This window comes from Streptococcus sp. 2741, assembly GCF_013276315.1.
Lineage (GTDB): Bacteria > Bacillota > Bacilli > Lactobacillales > Streptococcaceae > Streptococcus > Streptococcus pseudopneumoniae.
On record NZ_VMKU01000040.1, the window covers coordinates 1 to 17,848 of the forward strand.

Below are 17,848 nucleotides of genomic sequence, written 5' to 3' on the forward strand. Positions count from 1 at the left end.
TTAGATCTTGGCGAGCATCAATTTCTGCTTCTTTCTTAGCTAGTTCATCTGCCACTGCTTTCTTAGCAGCTGCTTTGGCTACTGGATTCACAGCACCAACTGCAGACTCACCGGCTTCTTTGGCTTTGGCTACTTCTGCATCACTTGTTGCGGCTGCTACTGCTGCCTTAGCCTTGTCTGCTTCTTCCTTAGCCTTGTCTTTAGCAGCTTTCTTCTCTGCATCTGTCAAGTCTGTACGCTCATCAATGGCCTTGTTCTTAGCAGCAAGAGCGTCATCAATGGCTTTGTCAGCGGCTGCTTTAGCAGTTGTTTCTGGATTCACAGCTTTAATCGCTTCTACACCTTGTGTCTTAGCGGCATCTACTTGTTCTTGAGCTGCTTTGGCTTCTTCTGGTGTTGCGGCTACATCTGGTTGAGCATCGATGGCCTTGTTCGCTTCAGCTGCTTTCGCTTGAGCTTCTTTCTTCGCTTTCGCTTTTTCTTCAGCTAATTCATCTGCCACTGCTTGTTTAGCGGCTTCTTTGGCTACTGGAGTCACAGAAGTAACATCCGCTACACCTTTATCTTCTGCCGCGTCCACAAGTTTTTGGGTTGCTCGAGCTGCATCTTCTGTATCTTCATTATCAGGTTGAGCGTCAATTTTAGCTAGTTCTGCATCAGCTAGTTTTTTGGCTTCTGCTTTCGCTGCGTCTTTTTCTGCTTGACTTAGGTCTGTGCGCTTATCAAGCTCATCATTTTTAGCTGTTAAGGCATTGGCAATTGCTGCCTTAGCATTCTCTTTAGCAATTGGGTTTACTTTCGAAATGGCTGTAGTGGCTTCTGTTTGCGCAGCATCTACAGCTGCATCTGTCGTCGCTGCATCGATTTTCGCTGTTGCTGACTGGGCTGCTTCATTGGCTTTAGCAATAGCTGCTGTCTTTTCAGCCTCTGATAGGTTTCTGTCTGCATTAATGGCATCCTCTTTGGCCTTACGAGCTGCTTCAATTGCCGCTTTAGCTTCAGCTTTTTTAGCTATTACTGGATTGTCGGCTGCAATGGCAGTTGTCCCTTCAGTTTGAGCTTGATCCAAGGCAGCTTTTGTTGTTAGGTTAGGATCATTGATGGCTGCTAATGCTGTTTCCTTATCTGCATTTACCTTAGCGATAGCGGCTTGTTTTTCATCCTCGGTAGCATTCGGATCTGTACTAGCATTAATTTCTGCAATCTTATCTTCTGCAGCCTTGTTCACTGCATCGATTGCAGGTTGTTTATTTAGGGTCGTAAACTCTGTTAGTGGTCTTCTGTCTATTGATCCATCTGTGTAGGTTACTAGTAAATCATTTCCCTCTTTTGTGATTGATTGAATCCTACTATTTTGATTCTCTACTTCTTGACCACGCTTAGACTCTAACCGTCTATCTGGATTGGTTTGAGAATATTCAAGTTTGACTCTTTCTTTTACTTTTGCAAACTCTTCCTCTGTTACAGCTGCAGGGTCGGTCACCACAACCTTGTCGGCTTCCTCAGGAGTTTTTATATCATATTTTTCTCTCTGAGGTTTATTGACAACATTGAAAGCATGGTCATTGGCTTTTCGTTCCCCAGATCCAGTAAAGTCTGTTCCTTCAAGATCTGTAACCCGCACATAACGCCAACCCAAAGCTAGGCGTCTAGGATTTTCCCCTTTTGTCCCTGCGTCCAATTTAGATTGTGACAAACCACTTGTCGCAGTTGTAGTCCCTGAATAGGTAATAACTGCTGGATTAGTCTCTGACGCTGATGTTTCAGAAGTAATAACATTTGCCTTATAACCATACTCTGTATCAACTTTATCATTTTCACCTGTAACAGGTCGAAAAGCGTTATTCCCACCTTTCAGCAATTTAGCAGACTTAATCTTATCTGCATCATCTTTGATTTTGATTTCAAATGAGTTGTCTTCTCCACTATACACATAGATTTCTCTTTCAGTAGGATCAGAATATGGAATGTCGACTGTTGGAGGTTGATTGGTACGTGCTACATTAGCAACTGGAACCACATCGGTTGAACCGTCTTTATAGGTCACAGTGACGTTTCCGTTCTCTACGTTTACACTACCCACTACTTCAGAACGATTTGTTAGGGCAGTACCTCTTTGAGACGCTAGTCTAGCATCCTGGCTAGTTTTAGAATATTCAACTTTAAGCTGAGTTTTAATTTTTTCAATATCTGTAGGAGTTAAATTGTTAATATCTGTAACACTGATTTTATCAGCATTTCTTTCTGGTTCATGGATGCTATATTTGTAGGTTTGAGATTTAAGGACAAGATACATATATCCTGGATCTTTTATTGTCCTAGAGTCTCCAACATTATTTAGACCTTGTTCATCACCAACCTTTACAAAGCGAGTCCCAATATTTACTGTTTGTTCCTCATTTTTTGTGTATTCATTTTTCCCTTTAAGTGTTTCATTCGGTTTTCCTGAAATGGTAATTTTAGCAGGAACAGCTTCAGTAGCAGGAGTAGCAGCTACGTTGTCACTTTCAGCATCATTAATTATAGTTGCAGTATAGCCAAACCAAAGGTCAAGTTTATTATCTTCTCCTGCAACTTTGTTAAATTTCTGGTTTGATCCCTGTTTCACTGTTGCATAACGAATTTTCCCACTGTCATCGTGGACAGGAATTTCAATACCTGCATCTTCCTCATTATAGACAAAGATTTTCTTTTCACTCGGAATAGAATAGGGGATATCCGCTACAGGTTTTTGGTTTTCTGTAGCAGGAGACGTTGCTCCACCTCCTGGGTCAGCCTCCCCCCCTCCGTTAGGGCTAGCTGCCACAGCGGCTCCGCCTTGTGAGTCTGCGCCATTCTCAGCAGCTGACACTGCTCCGTTCCCCAAAAACATAAATAGAGCCGCTACTGCCACACTGGCTGCACCAAAGCTATATTTACGAATAGAATAACGCGTGACCTTCTCACGACGCAGGCGCTCAGATCGACTCATGGATACTTTCTTGTCCATTACTTAAACTCTCCTTTAGGATTATATTTTTCTACACAAGAGAAGCTCCTCCTTCCTTATAGAAGGAGACTTCCTCTATGCATAGATTTACTTTACTATGATACATAATTACCAAACTATATGCAACTGTTTTGTTTGCTAATATTTTGCTAAAAAAAAAAAACATTTTTCTGATTTTTTTAAATTTTATTCGGTTTTTTTATCCATAATTTTTATTATGAATGAATTTGTTAAGGATTTACCGATTCTTATGACATCTTATGCTCTTATTTTTTAGGATACAATCAACCCTTAATTTCTATAAATATTATTTTTTTCAAAATAACTCTATCTTTTTCACTAGCCTCGACAAAATAAGTAGAAAAAATGTAAGGGGTTGCGCCTTTTTCATTGGCATCATTTGAAGATAACAACATGCAAGGAGCCTAAAAAAGAGAAACTGCCAGTGATATCACTAGCTATTCTGATTGCTTGCCATAGAACAGAAGATAGCGGCTCCTTACCTCTCCTGACTACTTGACTAGTCTTGACCACTTACTATAGCTGCTCAGTTTTAAACAAGCAGGTTATCAGAAAGCCATGGCCTAGCCTACTGATTTTAAGCAAGGAGCATTGGATGGCATCAAAAAAGAACACAGGCCTGCCGAGGCAGCCAAAGTTTTTGATCTTGGTCTCAGAACTCTCTTCAGCTAGGAAAAGAAGTGAGGTGAGCAAGGACACTGAGAGCGGAAAGAGCCAGTCATCAAAAATCGAAAGCTTCCTTATAGAGGAGTCGAAAGCTTTTATAGAGGCTCATCTCGAGGCTGCTTTTACGGGAAATTGCGGCACATTTTGATTGTGCTGTCCCTTCAGTATGGGCAGCTTTAAAGCAGATGAAGGTCACTTCAAAAAAAGATGACGAGCTTTAAGGAACAAGACCCAGAGAAAGTCGCTGACTTCTCTAGTCTGGAGATTTTCCAATCTCCCTCCTTATGGGACGGTTCTATAGTAAAATGAAATAGAAATAGGACAAATCAATCAGGACAATCAAATCGATTTCTAACCATGTTTTAGAAGCAGAGGTGTACTATTCTAGTTTCAATCTATTATATTTTTTAGCAAAGGGCTTTGAGATAATATAAAAATCGAAGTTCTGCTACTCCTATAAATGGAGTCATAGAAATTCGATTTTTTCTAATGATTCTAATCCTAGACGTTCAAAAATAGGCTCCACTCGTTTGGTATAGTAAAGATGGTTGAAAATCTCATCGATTTCCTCTTGTGTCAAACGTGATGTCATCTCTGGATCTGCTTCCAGAAGTAGTTTGAAGTCTACTTGCTTGTCCCAAGAGTAGGCTGTTTTTGGTTGTACCAAGTCATAGGCTTGCTCACGGGTCATGCCTTTTACCAATCAAGGTCAACATGGCACGTTGGCTAAAGATCAGACCAAAAGTCGCGTTCATGTTGCGGATCATGTTTTCTGGTAAGACCGTCAAGTTCTTGACGATATTTCCAAAACGGTTGAGCATGTAGTCAATCAAGATGGTCGTATCAGGTGTGATGATACGCTCAGCTGATGAGTGGGAAATGTCGTGTTCATGCCAGAGAGCCACATTCTCATAGGCTGTAATCATGTGACCACGCTCTAAACCCTGTTCAATCCCCTCTGCACGACCGCGTTCCAACCCTTTTTCTTCAGCTTGTTCCAAGGCATAGTCCTGCGCTAACAAGGCTTGTTCTTCGCGTCTGCGTTGTTCACTAAACATCTCCCTGTCCTCCTCGGACCAGCTCTTATAGTCTAGCAGTTGGTCTGCTTGACTGATGGCTCGCTCGGGTTCCTGGGTAAAAGGTTTATTCCCAAAAAACTCCAACCATGCTTTGCGAACCTCGTCTTTGCTGGTTTCTCTGTATTTTTTTAGGTCTTATTTGTAATGTTTTTTCAATAGCGACTCAAACTCAGCGACGCTCATACCCAGCTGATGGCTGGCAACCTCGGAAGTCAGAAGTCCTTGCCGAACCATATCCAGAAAGGCAAAAAGTTTTCCACGTTCAAGTCCACGCTCTAAACCTTTTTCGATGCCTTGTTCAATCCCCTCAGCTCGACCACGTTCAAGACCTTCTGCACGACCTCTCTCCAACCCTTTTTCTTCAGCTTGTTCCAAGGCATAGTCCTGCGCTAGCAAGGCTTGTTCTTCGCGTCTGCGTTGTTCACTAAACATCTCCCTGTCCTCCTCGGACCAGCTCTTGTAGTCCAGCAGTTGATCTGCTTGGCTGATGGCTCGCTCGGGTTCCTGAGTAAAGGGCTTATTACCAAAAAACTCCAACCACGGCTTGCGAACCTCGTCTTTGCTGGTTTCTCTGTATTTTTTTAGTTCCAAGAACGCCATCTTAACCAGATGATTTTCTTGTCCATTATTGGTGATGGTTAAAACCTCACCTGTCGTATCCTCGCGCATACTAAAACTATGAAAAGCTAGGTCATCTGAAAAGTAATTGCTGTCCACAATTGCGATAGCGTATACTGGTGCAATGTGTTTGTAACTCTGGTGGGTGTCACCTTCACGTTGGCGAATTTTTTCTAGGTTTTGATTGACCTGACTACACAAATAAGCCCACAGGCGATTGATGAAAAAATTCTGATGATGGACTTGAATCTCAATGATTACTTGAGTGCCATTATCTAGTTCAGCTAAAACATCTATACTGGTATAGAAATCCTGTGCCGAGTACGGCAGGGAAGGCAAGACGTGAATGTTGCTTCCCTCCAAAATGGTCACATTTTTGGCTGGCAAGTCCAGCATATCGCGAATAAACTGACAAGTGATTTCTGGGTTGCTGAAAATTTTCTTAGCAACCAAGTCATTAGTTGGGCTAATGCCCGGATGACGTAATGTCATATTTCTTCTCCTTTCATTATAGCACATTTTTAAATCTAGGTTTACTAGATTCACTGCTACTATCTATTTATTCGGAAAAGAAATGAGTTGTTAAGATATTTTATCTCGTTTCAACTAAAATATGAGCTTGATCAATCAGCTGTCCATCAACAGTCAGATTCAGATAGAAATCCAAGGTCTTATCGGCAGCAAAATACAGGGTTGGTATGGTCAAATCTTTTTTGCTTTCCCCAGCTTGGAATTGAAGGACTTGAATCTCGTCCTGATAGACGACACCATGGACACCTGTCCCCGGTTGAATCGAAATCTTAGCTTCCAAAGGAGTACTACTTTCGCTACGTTCAATCCTAAAATGAAGAGTCTCTCCCTTTGCCACAGCTAGGCTTTTTTCTGCAAATGCTAATCCCTGAACAACTTCTTTTTTTGATAAGCTAGGAGTTTTATAGAGGGAAATCTTGGTCAGTACAGGTAAATCCTGTGTCTCTGTAATCATCACGCGCACCTTCTGTGCCTCTACTATCGGCCCTCGCAAGAGGCGCTTATGACCAACTGTGAAGCCCCTGCCAAATTCCTGCCAGACACCATCCACCTCTACTTGCACATGAAAAGCAGCGATTCGTTGCCCTAGCTTCAAATCTTCTCTTAACTCAATTACATCAAAAGTTTTAGGAGATCCTAGGTCTAGTTCTAACTGGATTGGCAAGCCTACGTCGCTTGCCCAAGAGCTGGTCTCAAGACCATCTGTCAGATGGTGACAAGCAAAGTCTGCGGAAAAAGCTGGACCAGATACCCCAGCTCCCAAAGCCAAATCTTCTTTATAGAGCTCATTGCGATAGGCCGCAAATTCATAGAGGCGTTCAATATCCTTTGCATCAAAGAGCCCAGCTTGATTCGGCGGAATATTAAGCAAGAGTGGAGTTCCTCGCCCTACTGAGTGAAAATAGATTTCGACCAACTCCTCGAGAGACTTAGGATCCTGATCCTCATGGTAAAACCAGCCCGGACGGATGGAAACATCTGCCTCTCCGATTGAAAAAATCGTGCCCGAGGGATCCCCGTGCTGAAGATAGTTCAGCTCTGCTTCTGTTCCTAGCTTATCAGGATTCACCTTTTGCCATAGGGGATCACCTGCATACCCTCTTTCATTGCCAATCCAGCGGATACTGGTGCCTTCTGTTGAAAAAATCAAGCAGTCGCCCTGCAGGTCACGAATGGTTTCAAACCATTTTTCAAATTCATAACTGACCTTTTGCGCGCCCTCTCCTCTGGCTCCATCCATCCAGACCTCAGCAAATTTCCCTCCATTTCCATAGGCAGGATTTGATAAAATCTCCTTCAGCTGTGCCAGATAATAGGCATTATAGTCCGCTTCTCGGTCCACATGATAGAGGGGACTATGGGCATCCCACGGTGATAGGTAGACCCCCATATCCATATCAAACTCTGTGGCAGCTTGGGATACTTCAAGAAGCAAGTCTCCCTTTCCTCTCCTCCAAGGACTGACCTTAACCGAATAATCTGTGTGAGCTGTCGGATAGAGGACAAAGCCATCGTGGTGCTTGACCACCAAAATCAACTTCTTGAAGCCCGTTTCCTTGAGTACACAAACCCACTCACGCGCGTCTAACTGTGTCGGGTTAAAGTGTTCAGGATCCTCCTGACCTGTCCCCCATTCCTGGTCATAAAAGGTATTAGGCCCAAAATGGATAAAGGCTGCTAGTTCATCCTCTAAATACGCTAACTGGGCCTGACTAGGCAAGGGGCCATGCGGTTTTATTGCTCTTACCATACTACTTCCTATCTACATTTTTCTTTACTTTTTTGGCATACACTTGCAATTCTGTTAAGGCTAGGGGGCTTGCCAAGTTTTCAAATCGAAGACGAAGGGCATAGGTTTCCACCTTGTCAAATTCAAAACGAAGCTCCTCATCCTTGTCACTTGACACTTTTCGGATAGCTGATACAGGGCGCCAATTCTCCTCTTGTTTGAGCAGAGAATCCTTGTCCAAATGATTTGGAGTCCGAGGCAAGCTAGGCTCATTCCCTACATAATAATCGATATGGGTAGGATCCACCGCCACGTAGTCTTGATTTTCGACATAATACAAGGTCACATTATCCACAAATCGCGGTTTTAAAATCCCTGCATCTCCAAAAAGAATGCCGACATTGGCTTGCTCTGACTTGGCAATCCAAGTATTGCCTGTCGATTTCTTCCGAGAAATGACCTTGTCATTGAGGTAAGAGACTGGGTGATTAGGCTCTGAGTGGGAAGCAAATACCAGAGGCAGGTTGGATCCTGTCCACTGATTGGAAATGACTTCCCCATCTACACTGGCATCTGTCACATGAATGGTGACTGTTGCTGGCAACTCACAGCCCGCTACTTGTCCTGTAAGAATACATTCTCCTACCTGAGCATAGACTTGAGGATCGAGTTCATCCCAAGTCACCTTGGCCGTATCTCGTCTGCCATCTGATAAGACTAGCTTAACTCGGTCTGGTAGGTGTGGGGCTTCCTTGACAAGCGTCCAAATCCTTTCAGTCTCAATAGCGCAAATCCCTTGGACACAAATCTGAGCAGAAGCCTTTAAATCCAGCCCTTCCAGCTGACCAGATACCATAAACTCATGAAAGCTTGCCATATCTTCTTCGGAGATTGCCTCCCAAACAACCTTGACTCGTTTTGCACCGCCAGACTCATAGTCCACCAAAACTGAAGATGGAAGATGTGGATAAGTCCCCTTAGCTGTATACAAGCGAAGTGGTCGTACAAAAACTGCCTGCCCTAGTGAGGTATTTTCTGCCACCTGCAAATGAGTTTGATAGGTCTTTCCTTGATAAATAGCACTGATAACCAAGTCGCCTGCAGACAAGCAATGAAGCACTCCCTGCTTGATAATGGCGTGGGCACTACCACTCGTCTCCCAAATCACTTCACTATTCCCCACCTTGTTCACAAGGTTATCCACAGTTTGTGGATAAAGTCCAATAGCTGGGGAATCCCCTTCTTGTAATCCTGCCTGCTTGTCCACTCGAATCTCAAATAAGCGCTGATTTTTCACTGACTGGCAAGCCAAATCCTCTCCCACTAAGAGATCGAAACTTGCCGGCTCTAGCCCTCTGGCACTGGCCTTTACTCTCACTTGACCTACCCGCTCCAAGCTCTGAACTAAGAGGACACCTCTGCCATGAAAGGCTTTCCGCTTAAACCGACCATTTTTCTGGGCTTGGTAACGTTCACGACTGGCCTGCCTACCATTATCCACACCTACAATAAGAGCAGGGCCTTCAATTTCAAAATGAAGCTGATTGGAAGCAGTCGGCACCCAATTTCCATCCTTGTCCAATACATCAAAATAGAGATAGAGGAGGTCTTGCCCATCTGGCTCCAGTTTTGTCTTCTCAGCATGTAGCCCGATTTTGGCTGGCTTACCTGCAGTCACCACCCTATCTTCTGCCACAAGCTGACCTTGACGGTCATAGGCCACAGCACGCAATTCTCCCGGTTGATAAGCCAATCGCCATTCTAGATAGAGCTGGTCAGAACCTTGTCCCTCCTGGTATCTTCGACCGTCTGAAGTCCATTTTTCCTGAAAGGTCTTCCTACCTTGGGATTTTCCATTGAGAAATAGCTCTACAGAACGGGCATTTGAATACACTCGAACAGGGATATCCCCATACTTATCCACAACTTGTTGATAACTCTTGTGGATTTCCCAATTCCAATGGGGTAGGATATGAACCATGGGATACTGATCTAGGTCCAACCACTGACTTTGATAGAAATAATAGTCATTTTTAGGAATCCCTGCCGTATCCACAAGCCCAAAATAGGAACTCTTTACAGGCATGTCATTTTGATTGTGCCAAGGAGTGGGCTCACCAATATAATCCACTCCTGTCCAGATAAACTGACCCGCATAGTCTAGCCGATTTCTATCTGCTATCCAAGAAGCCGTCGCTGTCTTCCCCCAAGGAACTCGATCATTGCCATAGTCTGACTGTTCAAAATTCCGCACGCGGCGATTATCCCCAACCCATTCCTTATCTGGGCGAAAATAGCTGTCACGCGTCCTTGTAGCCGATGAGGTTTCAGATCCATAAAGTCGCCACTTAGGATGTCTTTTGCGAATCCCATCAATATTGTCTTCCGAGTAATTCAAGCCTACCACATCCAGCAAATCGGCTATCTTTTCATGGCCTCCAGACCCATCTCCAAAGCGAAACTCGTCCATTCCCATGGTCACAAAACGGCTATCATCCACTTCCTTAACCCTTCCCAGCAAGCGTTTGATAGTCTTCAATGAATGAGCATCTCCATTTGCTTCGCTGACTTCATTTCCCAAGGACCACATAAAAATCGCTGGATTGTTCTTGCCACGCTCAATCATGGTGCGCAAATCGTAATCTGACCAGAAATCGCCTGCTTTCGCTTCTGGATGAGTCGCTTCTTCCTCAAAAAAGCGACCATAGTCATATTCTTTCTTGCCTCCATACCAGGTATCAAAAGCTTCTTCTTGGATGAGTAGCCCCATTTTGGCAGCTAGAGCGAGTAAAATGCTACTGGCTGGATTATGGGTAATTCGAATAGCATTGACGCCCATTTCCTTCATCTGGCGCAAGCGTCTCTCAGCAGCTGACCTGTTTTCCACAGCTCCCAGCGCTCCGTAGTCATGGTGCAAACAAACCCCATGAATCTTCAACCAGCGACCATTTAGAAAGAAGCCCTTATCCACTTGCCAATCCATATAGCGGTAACCAAAGGTCTCCTCTTCTTCATCAACCAAAATGCCATCTTTGTAAAGGCGAGTCTTCAATTGGTAAAGGTAAGGATGGTCAATATCCCAAAGCAAAGGTTGGAAAATTGATATGGCTTGTTGGAAAGAATATTTGTCCCCAGACTCAATCACTAGAGAGTCTGTCGCCTGCCAGTCTGAAACCTGTTGTCCATCATACCAGATACTCTGCTCCAAATACACCGACACAGACTGAGAGCCATCATTTGAAACCTTACTTGTAAGCTGAGTCTCCACCCATCTATCTCTTTGTTCCTTGAGCTTGGGACTTTCTATCTTAATCCCATACAAATCCAGATGCACCGAATCTGTCATCAACAATTTTACTTCCCGGTAAATACCGCTACCAGAGTACCAACGACTGCTAGGTTGCTGATTTTCCACAAAAACCGCAAGCTGGTTGGCTGTCCCATCGTTTCTTAGATAAGGGGTGATATCATAAGAAAAGGGTGTATAGCCATTGGGATAATAGCCCAGCACTTGCCCGTTGATATAGACTTGGGCATTCATGTAAACCCCATCAAAGAGCAAACGCACCGAAACAAGACTGACATCTTCTTCCAAGTAAAACTGTGTCCGGTACCAAGCTTGACCACCATTTAGCTGCCCACCCTCATTTTGCGCTGGAGAATACTGATCAAAATCATTGTAAATACTCCAGTCATGTGGTACTTGAATCGACTGCCAATTTTCCCTCTGAAAATCCGGCGCCAAGGCCTCTTCTTTCCCCACCTCTTGACTAAAAAACCAGTGATTTCGTAAAACTTCTTCTCTTCTCATACAAGCATTCCTCGTTAAACAAGTCTATTGACTTGACTATAGCACAAAACAAAAGCGCTTTCAAGACTTCCTCCATCACTCCCTAAATCCTCAGAAAAGATTCTATAATTTGTGGAAAAGTCTGAAAATCACTCCATGTTCATATAAACTGTCATTTTCAAGAAACAAGGTCAAACCTTACAAGAGCGCAAAAAACACCTCTCTGAATGTTCATTCCAGAGAGATGTCCCTTTTGTCTTAACTATTGTAAATCGACTGTCTAAAGTCATCTGAATCTTTGAGATAAGCTTTATAAATCGCTTTTTTCAGTTTTTGAACTGGAGTTTCAATAAACATAAATTTCTGAGCTGTTGTGTTTCCTGCTTTTATTTGAGCAAGTTCCTCTTTAACAGCTTTATTCATAAGCTCTTGTAATTTTTCTTTACTATCAATCACTTCTTCTTTTCCGTTGTAATTTATAGTAATTGGTGTTAACTTACCTAATTTCTCAACACGCTCATTTATTTGCTCTTTTTTGAACTCAGCATATGTTTTTCCTAGAATTTTATCAAAAATATATTTATCTGATAACGGTACTCCCTCTGCTTCAGCTTCTTCTTTAAACTGATTTGATACATAAGGAACAAATCCTTCATAGTAGCCCAAAGCAGCCATCAATTCAAAGGCTTGTTTTCTAAAGGTGATGTCCCCACTCATACCAGAGTCATTTTGACTAACACCATAAATGGTATCAAACATATCAACGGTATAGTAACCATTTGGTGCAATTTTACCTTTATCCTTAAAGCCAGCAATGATATAACGATTGACCAGGATATGATTGTCAATTAAACTATCAATATCTGTCAAGTTTTTGGCATCTTCTAAGGTCAGAGCTTGAATCTCCTCACTCTTATGAGTTGCTGGAATTACTGTATTACGATAATCTATCCATCTTCTAAATGGTGAACTAATCGGAACTATTTTCTTGAAATATTTAGTTTTTTCTTCATCAGTTAGATTTTTCGTTGCCTCAGCTTCTAGATAATCTAGAGTATAAAGGACATCAAAACTTCCCTTCATGTAAGATTGCAAATCTTCTGCCGTTTTAAATCGATCAGGTGTCTTATTGTAAAATCCATCCTTATCACTCTCATCATATACAAAGTTGAGATTGAAATAAGTATCCTTTTCTGGATTATAGGAGTTTTCAAAAATACCACGCGCATAAAACTCTGCGGCTGTACCATCTCGACGACCGTGATTATTAAACAAGACCGTTCTATCTAGTAAGTGCGTCATTTCATGAGAATAAGTCGCTGAACCTCTATCATCCAGAACTCTATCTATAAAGTAACGGACACCTAATCCATTAGCCTCAGCTCCCACCTTACTTACTGGAGAATAGTAATTCATAGGAGTCATAAACTGGTCGACCCCCTTATCAGCTCCACTACCAGTAGCTGGTGACCAAGTGCTATCAATCTGGGCATTCGGATTACTTGTATATTTCTTCATCGTATCAATAATCAAGCGATTTGTCAGCAACTTATCACGATTTTCTGGTTTTGTTATACGATAAAGAGTATCGACATAGTTGGCTTGTTGTACAGCCGCCTTTTCAATTAAAGACTTGACTCTAGCAAGCTCAGCCTGGTACTTAGTTGGATTAGACTGGGCGAGAGAAGTATCTATATAGGAACCAATATTACCGTAAGTAATCGTCGCCATATTACTAATCACATAAACATTTGGTTCTTTCACATTCAAAAGTCCCAAAATAGCAGCCATATTAGCCTCTTGTTTACGAGGATCCTTTTCCCCAGCTGTCAACTTGCTATACAGCCCGACATGCGCTGAAGGATTTTCCTTAGATGGTTTTTCAACAATCATAGCTTGGCTAGATTTTTTAAGCCAGGTATCCGCATCATCTGACGTAAAGAGTTGGCGATTGCTGTCTAAAAATTCCTTCAAGCTAGCCTTACCTGTAATGGTAGATAAATACTTTGTAAATGTTTGAGGACTATTGGTCAATTTCATCTCTTCATAAGACATGGATCCTAATTTTTTCAAACTATCCAAGGCTGTCATTGTCTTATTACCAAATGAGCTTGGATTAAAGGCCAGAATATCACGAATATTCGTGTCCCCAAATTGAATATTATAAAAACGATTGATATAAGACAGTCCCAACAAAATCTGCTCTTTGTATTGCTCCAGCTCTTGTTTGACCTTGCTGCGATTTTCAGGGGTATCTCCTATAATTCCTAATGTATGCGAGGCAATCTTTTTGAAACTTGACTCAGCTTGCCTCTTCGTCTGATCAAAGCTTTCTTGGATTGACAGTTTTTGAAGATACTCTATGCGCAACATATCTTTGACCTCTTGGTCAGTGATATTTGGGTGTGTTTTTCTGAGCGCAATTCTCCTTGTTATAATATCTCGAGGATCATAGGTAGGCTCTAACTGTGCTTTTAGTTTACTGTCATGTAAGAAGTCTACTGACCTCGCGCTTGTGGTCAGAGCAGACACATCCACAGCATCTTCTCTCTCACTATTTGTTGGAAGGATGTGTGGTTTATCCTCCTGACTACCAACTAAAACAACTCTCGGTTTCATTGGTTTTGTTATTTGACTCACTTCTCGAGGATTAACCAATTCACCAGTTTGTTCATTGATAGCGTAGGTTCTGGTCAGTGTATTCTCACCAACTTCTCCTTCAGAGGCTACCTTTTCCATCTTTTTAGCAAGAGAAGAATCCTCTCTTCGTTCCTCAGTAACAGCAATCGGTTGTATTACTTTTTCCACATTACCAACTTGAATCACTTTATCGACTGCTGGATTTACTTGTCTAGTGGTGTCAGATACCGTCACCTGACCTGTTGCCTGGTCTAGTTGATAAGTCGTCCTAGTTTCCACCGAACCATCACGCCCTGCAACCGCTACTTCCTCTTTTCTGAACTCCAAAGCAGGATTCACCTGGTAGATCATTTTATGAGATAGGACAGTGGTTTCAACACTCGGTTTAGTTCCAACTTCTACAACTTGATCAACTTTGTTGGCTACTATTTTGACAGTTTTACTCTCAGAAATATTGCCACTTGCTTGATCTTTGGTATAGGTAGTAGTAACTTGTTCTTGTCCCTCAACACCCGAAATTTTTACTCTTGTAACGCCGTGGTCTAGCGCTTCATTCTTTTCATAAATGGTTTCATAAGGAACAGCTTTGGTCTCTACTTTGGTCTGAGGAATTTGAGTGTCTTCTTTAGTACCAACCAAGATTACTTTTTGTCGCATAGCTTTAGTTATTTCAGTTTTCTCAATTGGATTTGTTAACTCTCCTGTCTCCGGATTAACTTCATAAGTTTTAGTGACGGTTGTTTCCCCTTGCTCACCTGCATCTTCAACCTCTTCTTTTCCTTTTGGAAGTTCAGGGTTATCTTTTCTCAACTCGGTGATTTCTATAGGTGACACAATCTTTTCTACATTTCCAACTTTTACTATTTTGTCTTTAGCTGGAGTGTTTTCTGTTGTAGTTTCTTCTGAGATAGCTCCTGTTTCTTGATTTACTGTGTATGTTGTAGTTGATACTGAGCTACCATTCTCCCCTGGTGTTTCTTCTTGTTGCACATTGTAACTTAAATCTGACGATGCTTTATAAATTGTCTTAAAAGGAATTTCTTGTGATTGAACTGTTGGTTTTGTTCCTACTGCCGTTATTTTCGCTTGCATTGCTTTGGCTACTTTTGTTGAAACTTCTGGATCAGTTAATTCTCCTGTCGTCGAATTTACTTTATAAACACTTATAGTCGTTGTTTCTTCATCTTGACCTTGTTCTCTAACTACTTTAACCCCTTTATCAAGTGACTCATCCGCGATAAACTGTTCACGTCTTTTGGTTGTTGATCTTGTTTCTTCTACATTTCCAACCTTAACAACTCTATCTACTGGATGTTTTTCTATTTTTGTTGAAGTGTTTTCTACTATTTTCCCAGTACTTTCATCAAAACTGTAAGAAGTAGTTGTCACTTCCTTACCATTTTCGCCTGCTACTTCTACTCGTTGCTCTTTGTAATTTAAGGCTGGTGAAGCTTTATATGTTGTTTTATATTCCAATACTTTTTCTTTCGTTACTGGACTTGGGACAGTTGGTTGCTCTTGTGAATCTGACTGTTCTTGGGGAGATAAGGGTTCAGGCTGAACAGCTGATTCTGGTTCGTTTCCTTGACTTGGGTTGACCTCTGGAGATGGAGCCGTTTGTTCTGGTTGTTCTGGTTGTTTTTGGGGTTCTTGTGGGGCAGACCCACCAACATCCTTTACCCCCTCAACTGGATTCTCCAGCTGGTTCTCCTCACCCTTTTGTTCCGCAGGAGATTGATCTTCTTCGCGTCCTGATTCCATGGCTGGGGTTGCTGGTTCAGAATCTTTGGTCTCAGCAGTTGCTTTAGATGGATGATTAGACTCAGTACCTTGTGGGGCAAGAGTTTGATTCTCCTCGCCCCCTGATTCCATGGCTGGGCTTTCTGGCTCAGAATCTTTGGTCTCAGCAGCTACTTTAGATGGTGGCTGGGACTCAGTACCTTGTGGGGCAAGAGTTTGATTCTCCTCGCCCCCTGATTCCATGGCTGGGCTTTCTGGCTCAGAATCTTTGGTCTCAGCAGCTACTTTAGATGGTGGTTGGGACTCAGTACCTTGTGGGGCAGACTCACCAACATCTTTTACCCCCTCAACTGAATTCTCCAGCTGTTTCTCCTCACCCTTTTGTTCCGCAAGAGATTGATCTTCTTCGCGTCCTGATTCCACGGCTGGGGTTGCTGGTTCAGAATCTTTGGTCTCAGCAGTTTCTTTAGATGGTGGCTTAGACTCAGTACCTTGTTGGACATGAGTTTGATTTTCCTCACCCCCTGATTCCACGGCTGGGCTTGCTGGTTCTGGTTGCTTCGGCTCGGCTTTGGGTTTGTCAGGTGTTTGTTTCTCTCCTGGTGTTGCTTCTGTACCCGGCGTTTCTTCTGCTCCTGGTCTTGATTGTCCTATTCCATCAGCTGGTTTTGTCTCTGTTTCATTCTCTACTATTGGAGTTTTTTCAGGTTGAACTGGTCTACTTTCCTCTAGATCTGGAGTTACAGGTTGTGTTGGTTTTGGTGCAACTTCTTCCTTAGTCCCAACTACAATCACCTTGTCCACCGGATCTTTTGTGATTATATTTTCTATAACTTTGCTAGATTTTTCCCCATTAACGATAGTGACTTCCGTATAGATGGTGCGTTCACCAACAACACCTTCTTGAACAACTTTAGTTTGCCCTTTAGCTAAGGTTGCATCTTCTTGTTCTATCGTTTGGAAAACAACCTCCTCTGTAGTGATTAGCAATTCTGGTTTCTCTACTGTGGCATTTAACACACCTTCCTCAGGACTTGTTTTATAATCACTATTATCTTCTGCTTTCGGTTGTTCTACTTTGGGATTTCCTGCAACTTCTTCCTTAGGCCCTATAGGCACAATTTCATCAGGAGCTTCAACAATTTTCTCAACTGCGTAGGATGGTTGAGGAGATTGCACAAGGTCTTCAGTCGAGCTAAAATGAGATGCAGTCTGTGGTACAATCTTCTTAGATTGAGGTTCTGAACTTTCCTCCTTTTGAGATAATGCTGGCGACTCTACCTTATCAACAGAAAGTTCCTTACTAGCACTATCTCTTACCAAATAATATCCCGTAAATTCGTATCCTTGGACTCTTTCAGGACTTGGTAGAAACTGACCTTCTACTCTCTTAACAAGGGCTGGTTGCAATTCTACCAAATTTTCTAAAGCAGAGATGGATGCTACCCAGCCACCAACAGCAAAGACTGTCACAAGGAAGTAAGACGCTCCCCTTTTTCTCTTGATTAAAGTGAAGGAAAGCAATAATAATCCTGCTCCCAAGATAAACATCCCATCATTAGAAAAAAGACCTGTTTCTGGTAATCTTGTAGCCAATTTTCGATAGATAAAGTAGTATTCTTTTCCCTCTTTTACCTCAATTTTATTTTCTTCAAACCATTGCAACTCAGATTTCAGCTTTTCAGGTAAATCCTGCTCATCCAAATAATGACTTGAAATTAGTGTTGAACTCGTTGCGGTAGCCTGTACAGGTTGAGCACCCATACCAGCAAAAAATAAACTCGTTCCTAGCAAGACCGAGCAAGCTCCTATTGCATATTTCCTCAAAGAAAAACGCTGCTTTCTCTCAAATTGAAATTCTTCCATCCCATCTCCCATCATTCATTATTACTGTATATTTAGTATATCAGAAATAGTCTATATTCACAAATCTTTCTAGTTATTCCCTTATCATTCCAAGTTAAGGGCAACAACATACAATAATTTTTATTTAATACTCTTCGAAAATCTCTTCAAACCACGTCAGCGTCGCCTTGCCGTAGGTA

The 17,848-nt window shown here is 42.3% G+C and carries 6 protein-coding genes and 1 pseudogene; 1 reads left to right on the plus strand and 6 read right to left on the minus strand.

Features of this window, described 5'->3' with window-relative positions; all coding sequences use genetic code 11:
- A partial coding sequence (locus HT671_RS04860; RefSeq protein ID WP_172923065.1) for a DUF1542 domain-containing protein occupies positions 1-2,989 on the minus strand: 2,989 nt, incomplete at its 3' end.
- Positions 2,990-3,605: 616 nt separating this feature from the next.
- On the opposite strand from HT671_RS04860, the gene HT671_RS11350 reads away from it, so the two are divergent.
- Positions 3,606-3,824, plus strand: coding sequence for a hypothetical protein (locus HT671_RS11350; protein WP_275689782.1), 219 nt, complete (start codon positions 3,606-3,608; stop codon positions 3,822-3,824).
- A 318-nt stretch (positions 3,825-4,142) separates the two neighbouring features.
- On the opposite strand, the pseudogene HT671_RS04870 reads toward HT671_RS11350, so the two are convergent.
- The 5 genes and pseudogenes from HT671_RS04870 to HT671_RS04890 all read right to left on the minus strand — a co-directional run.
- Positions 4,143-4,611, minus strand: a pseudogene (locus HT671_RS04870) (adenylosuccinate lyase); the annotation flags it as partial.
- A 279-nt stretch (positions 4,612-4,890) separates the two neighbouring features.
- On the minus strand, positions 4,891-5,865 hold the full coding sequence (locus HT671_RS04875; protein WP_000175246.1) for an Rpn family recombination-promoting nuclease/putative transposase: 975 nt from the start codon (positions 5,863-5,865) through the stop codon (positions 4,891-4,893).
- Between the two features lie 100 nt (positions 5,866-5,965).
- Positions 5,966-7,654 carry an alpha-L-fucosidase gene (locus HT671_RS04880; protein ID WP_172923066.1) on the minus strand — a complete coding sequence of 563 codons (1,689 nt, stop codon included), beginning with the start codon at positions 7,652-7,654 and terminating at the stop codon, positions 5,966-5,968.
- A 1-nt stretch (position 7,655) separates the two neighbouring features.
- Positions 7,656-11,444 (minus strand): sugar-binding domain-containing protein, encoded by a 3,789-nt coding sequence (locus HT671_RS04885; protein WP_138703400.1) that lies wholly within the window; start codon positions 11,442-11,444, stop codon positions 7,656-7,658.
- 237 nt (positions 11,445-11,681) lie between these two features.
- Positions 11,682-17,669, minus strand: coding sequence for a ZmpA/ZmpB/ZmpC family metallo-endopeptidase (locus HT671_RS04890; protein ID WP_240153266.1), 5,988 nt, complete (start codon positions 17,667-17,669; stop codon positions 11,682-11,684).
- Between the last annotated feature and the right edge of the window lie 179 nt (positions 17,670-17,848).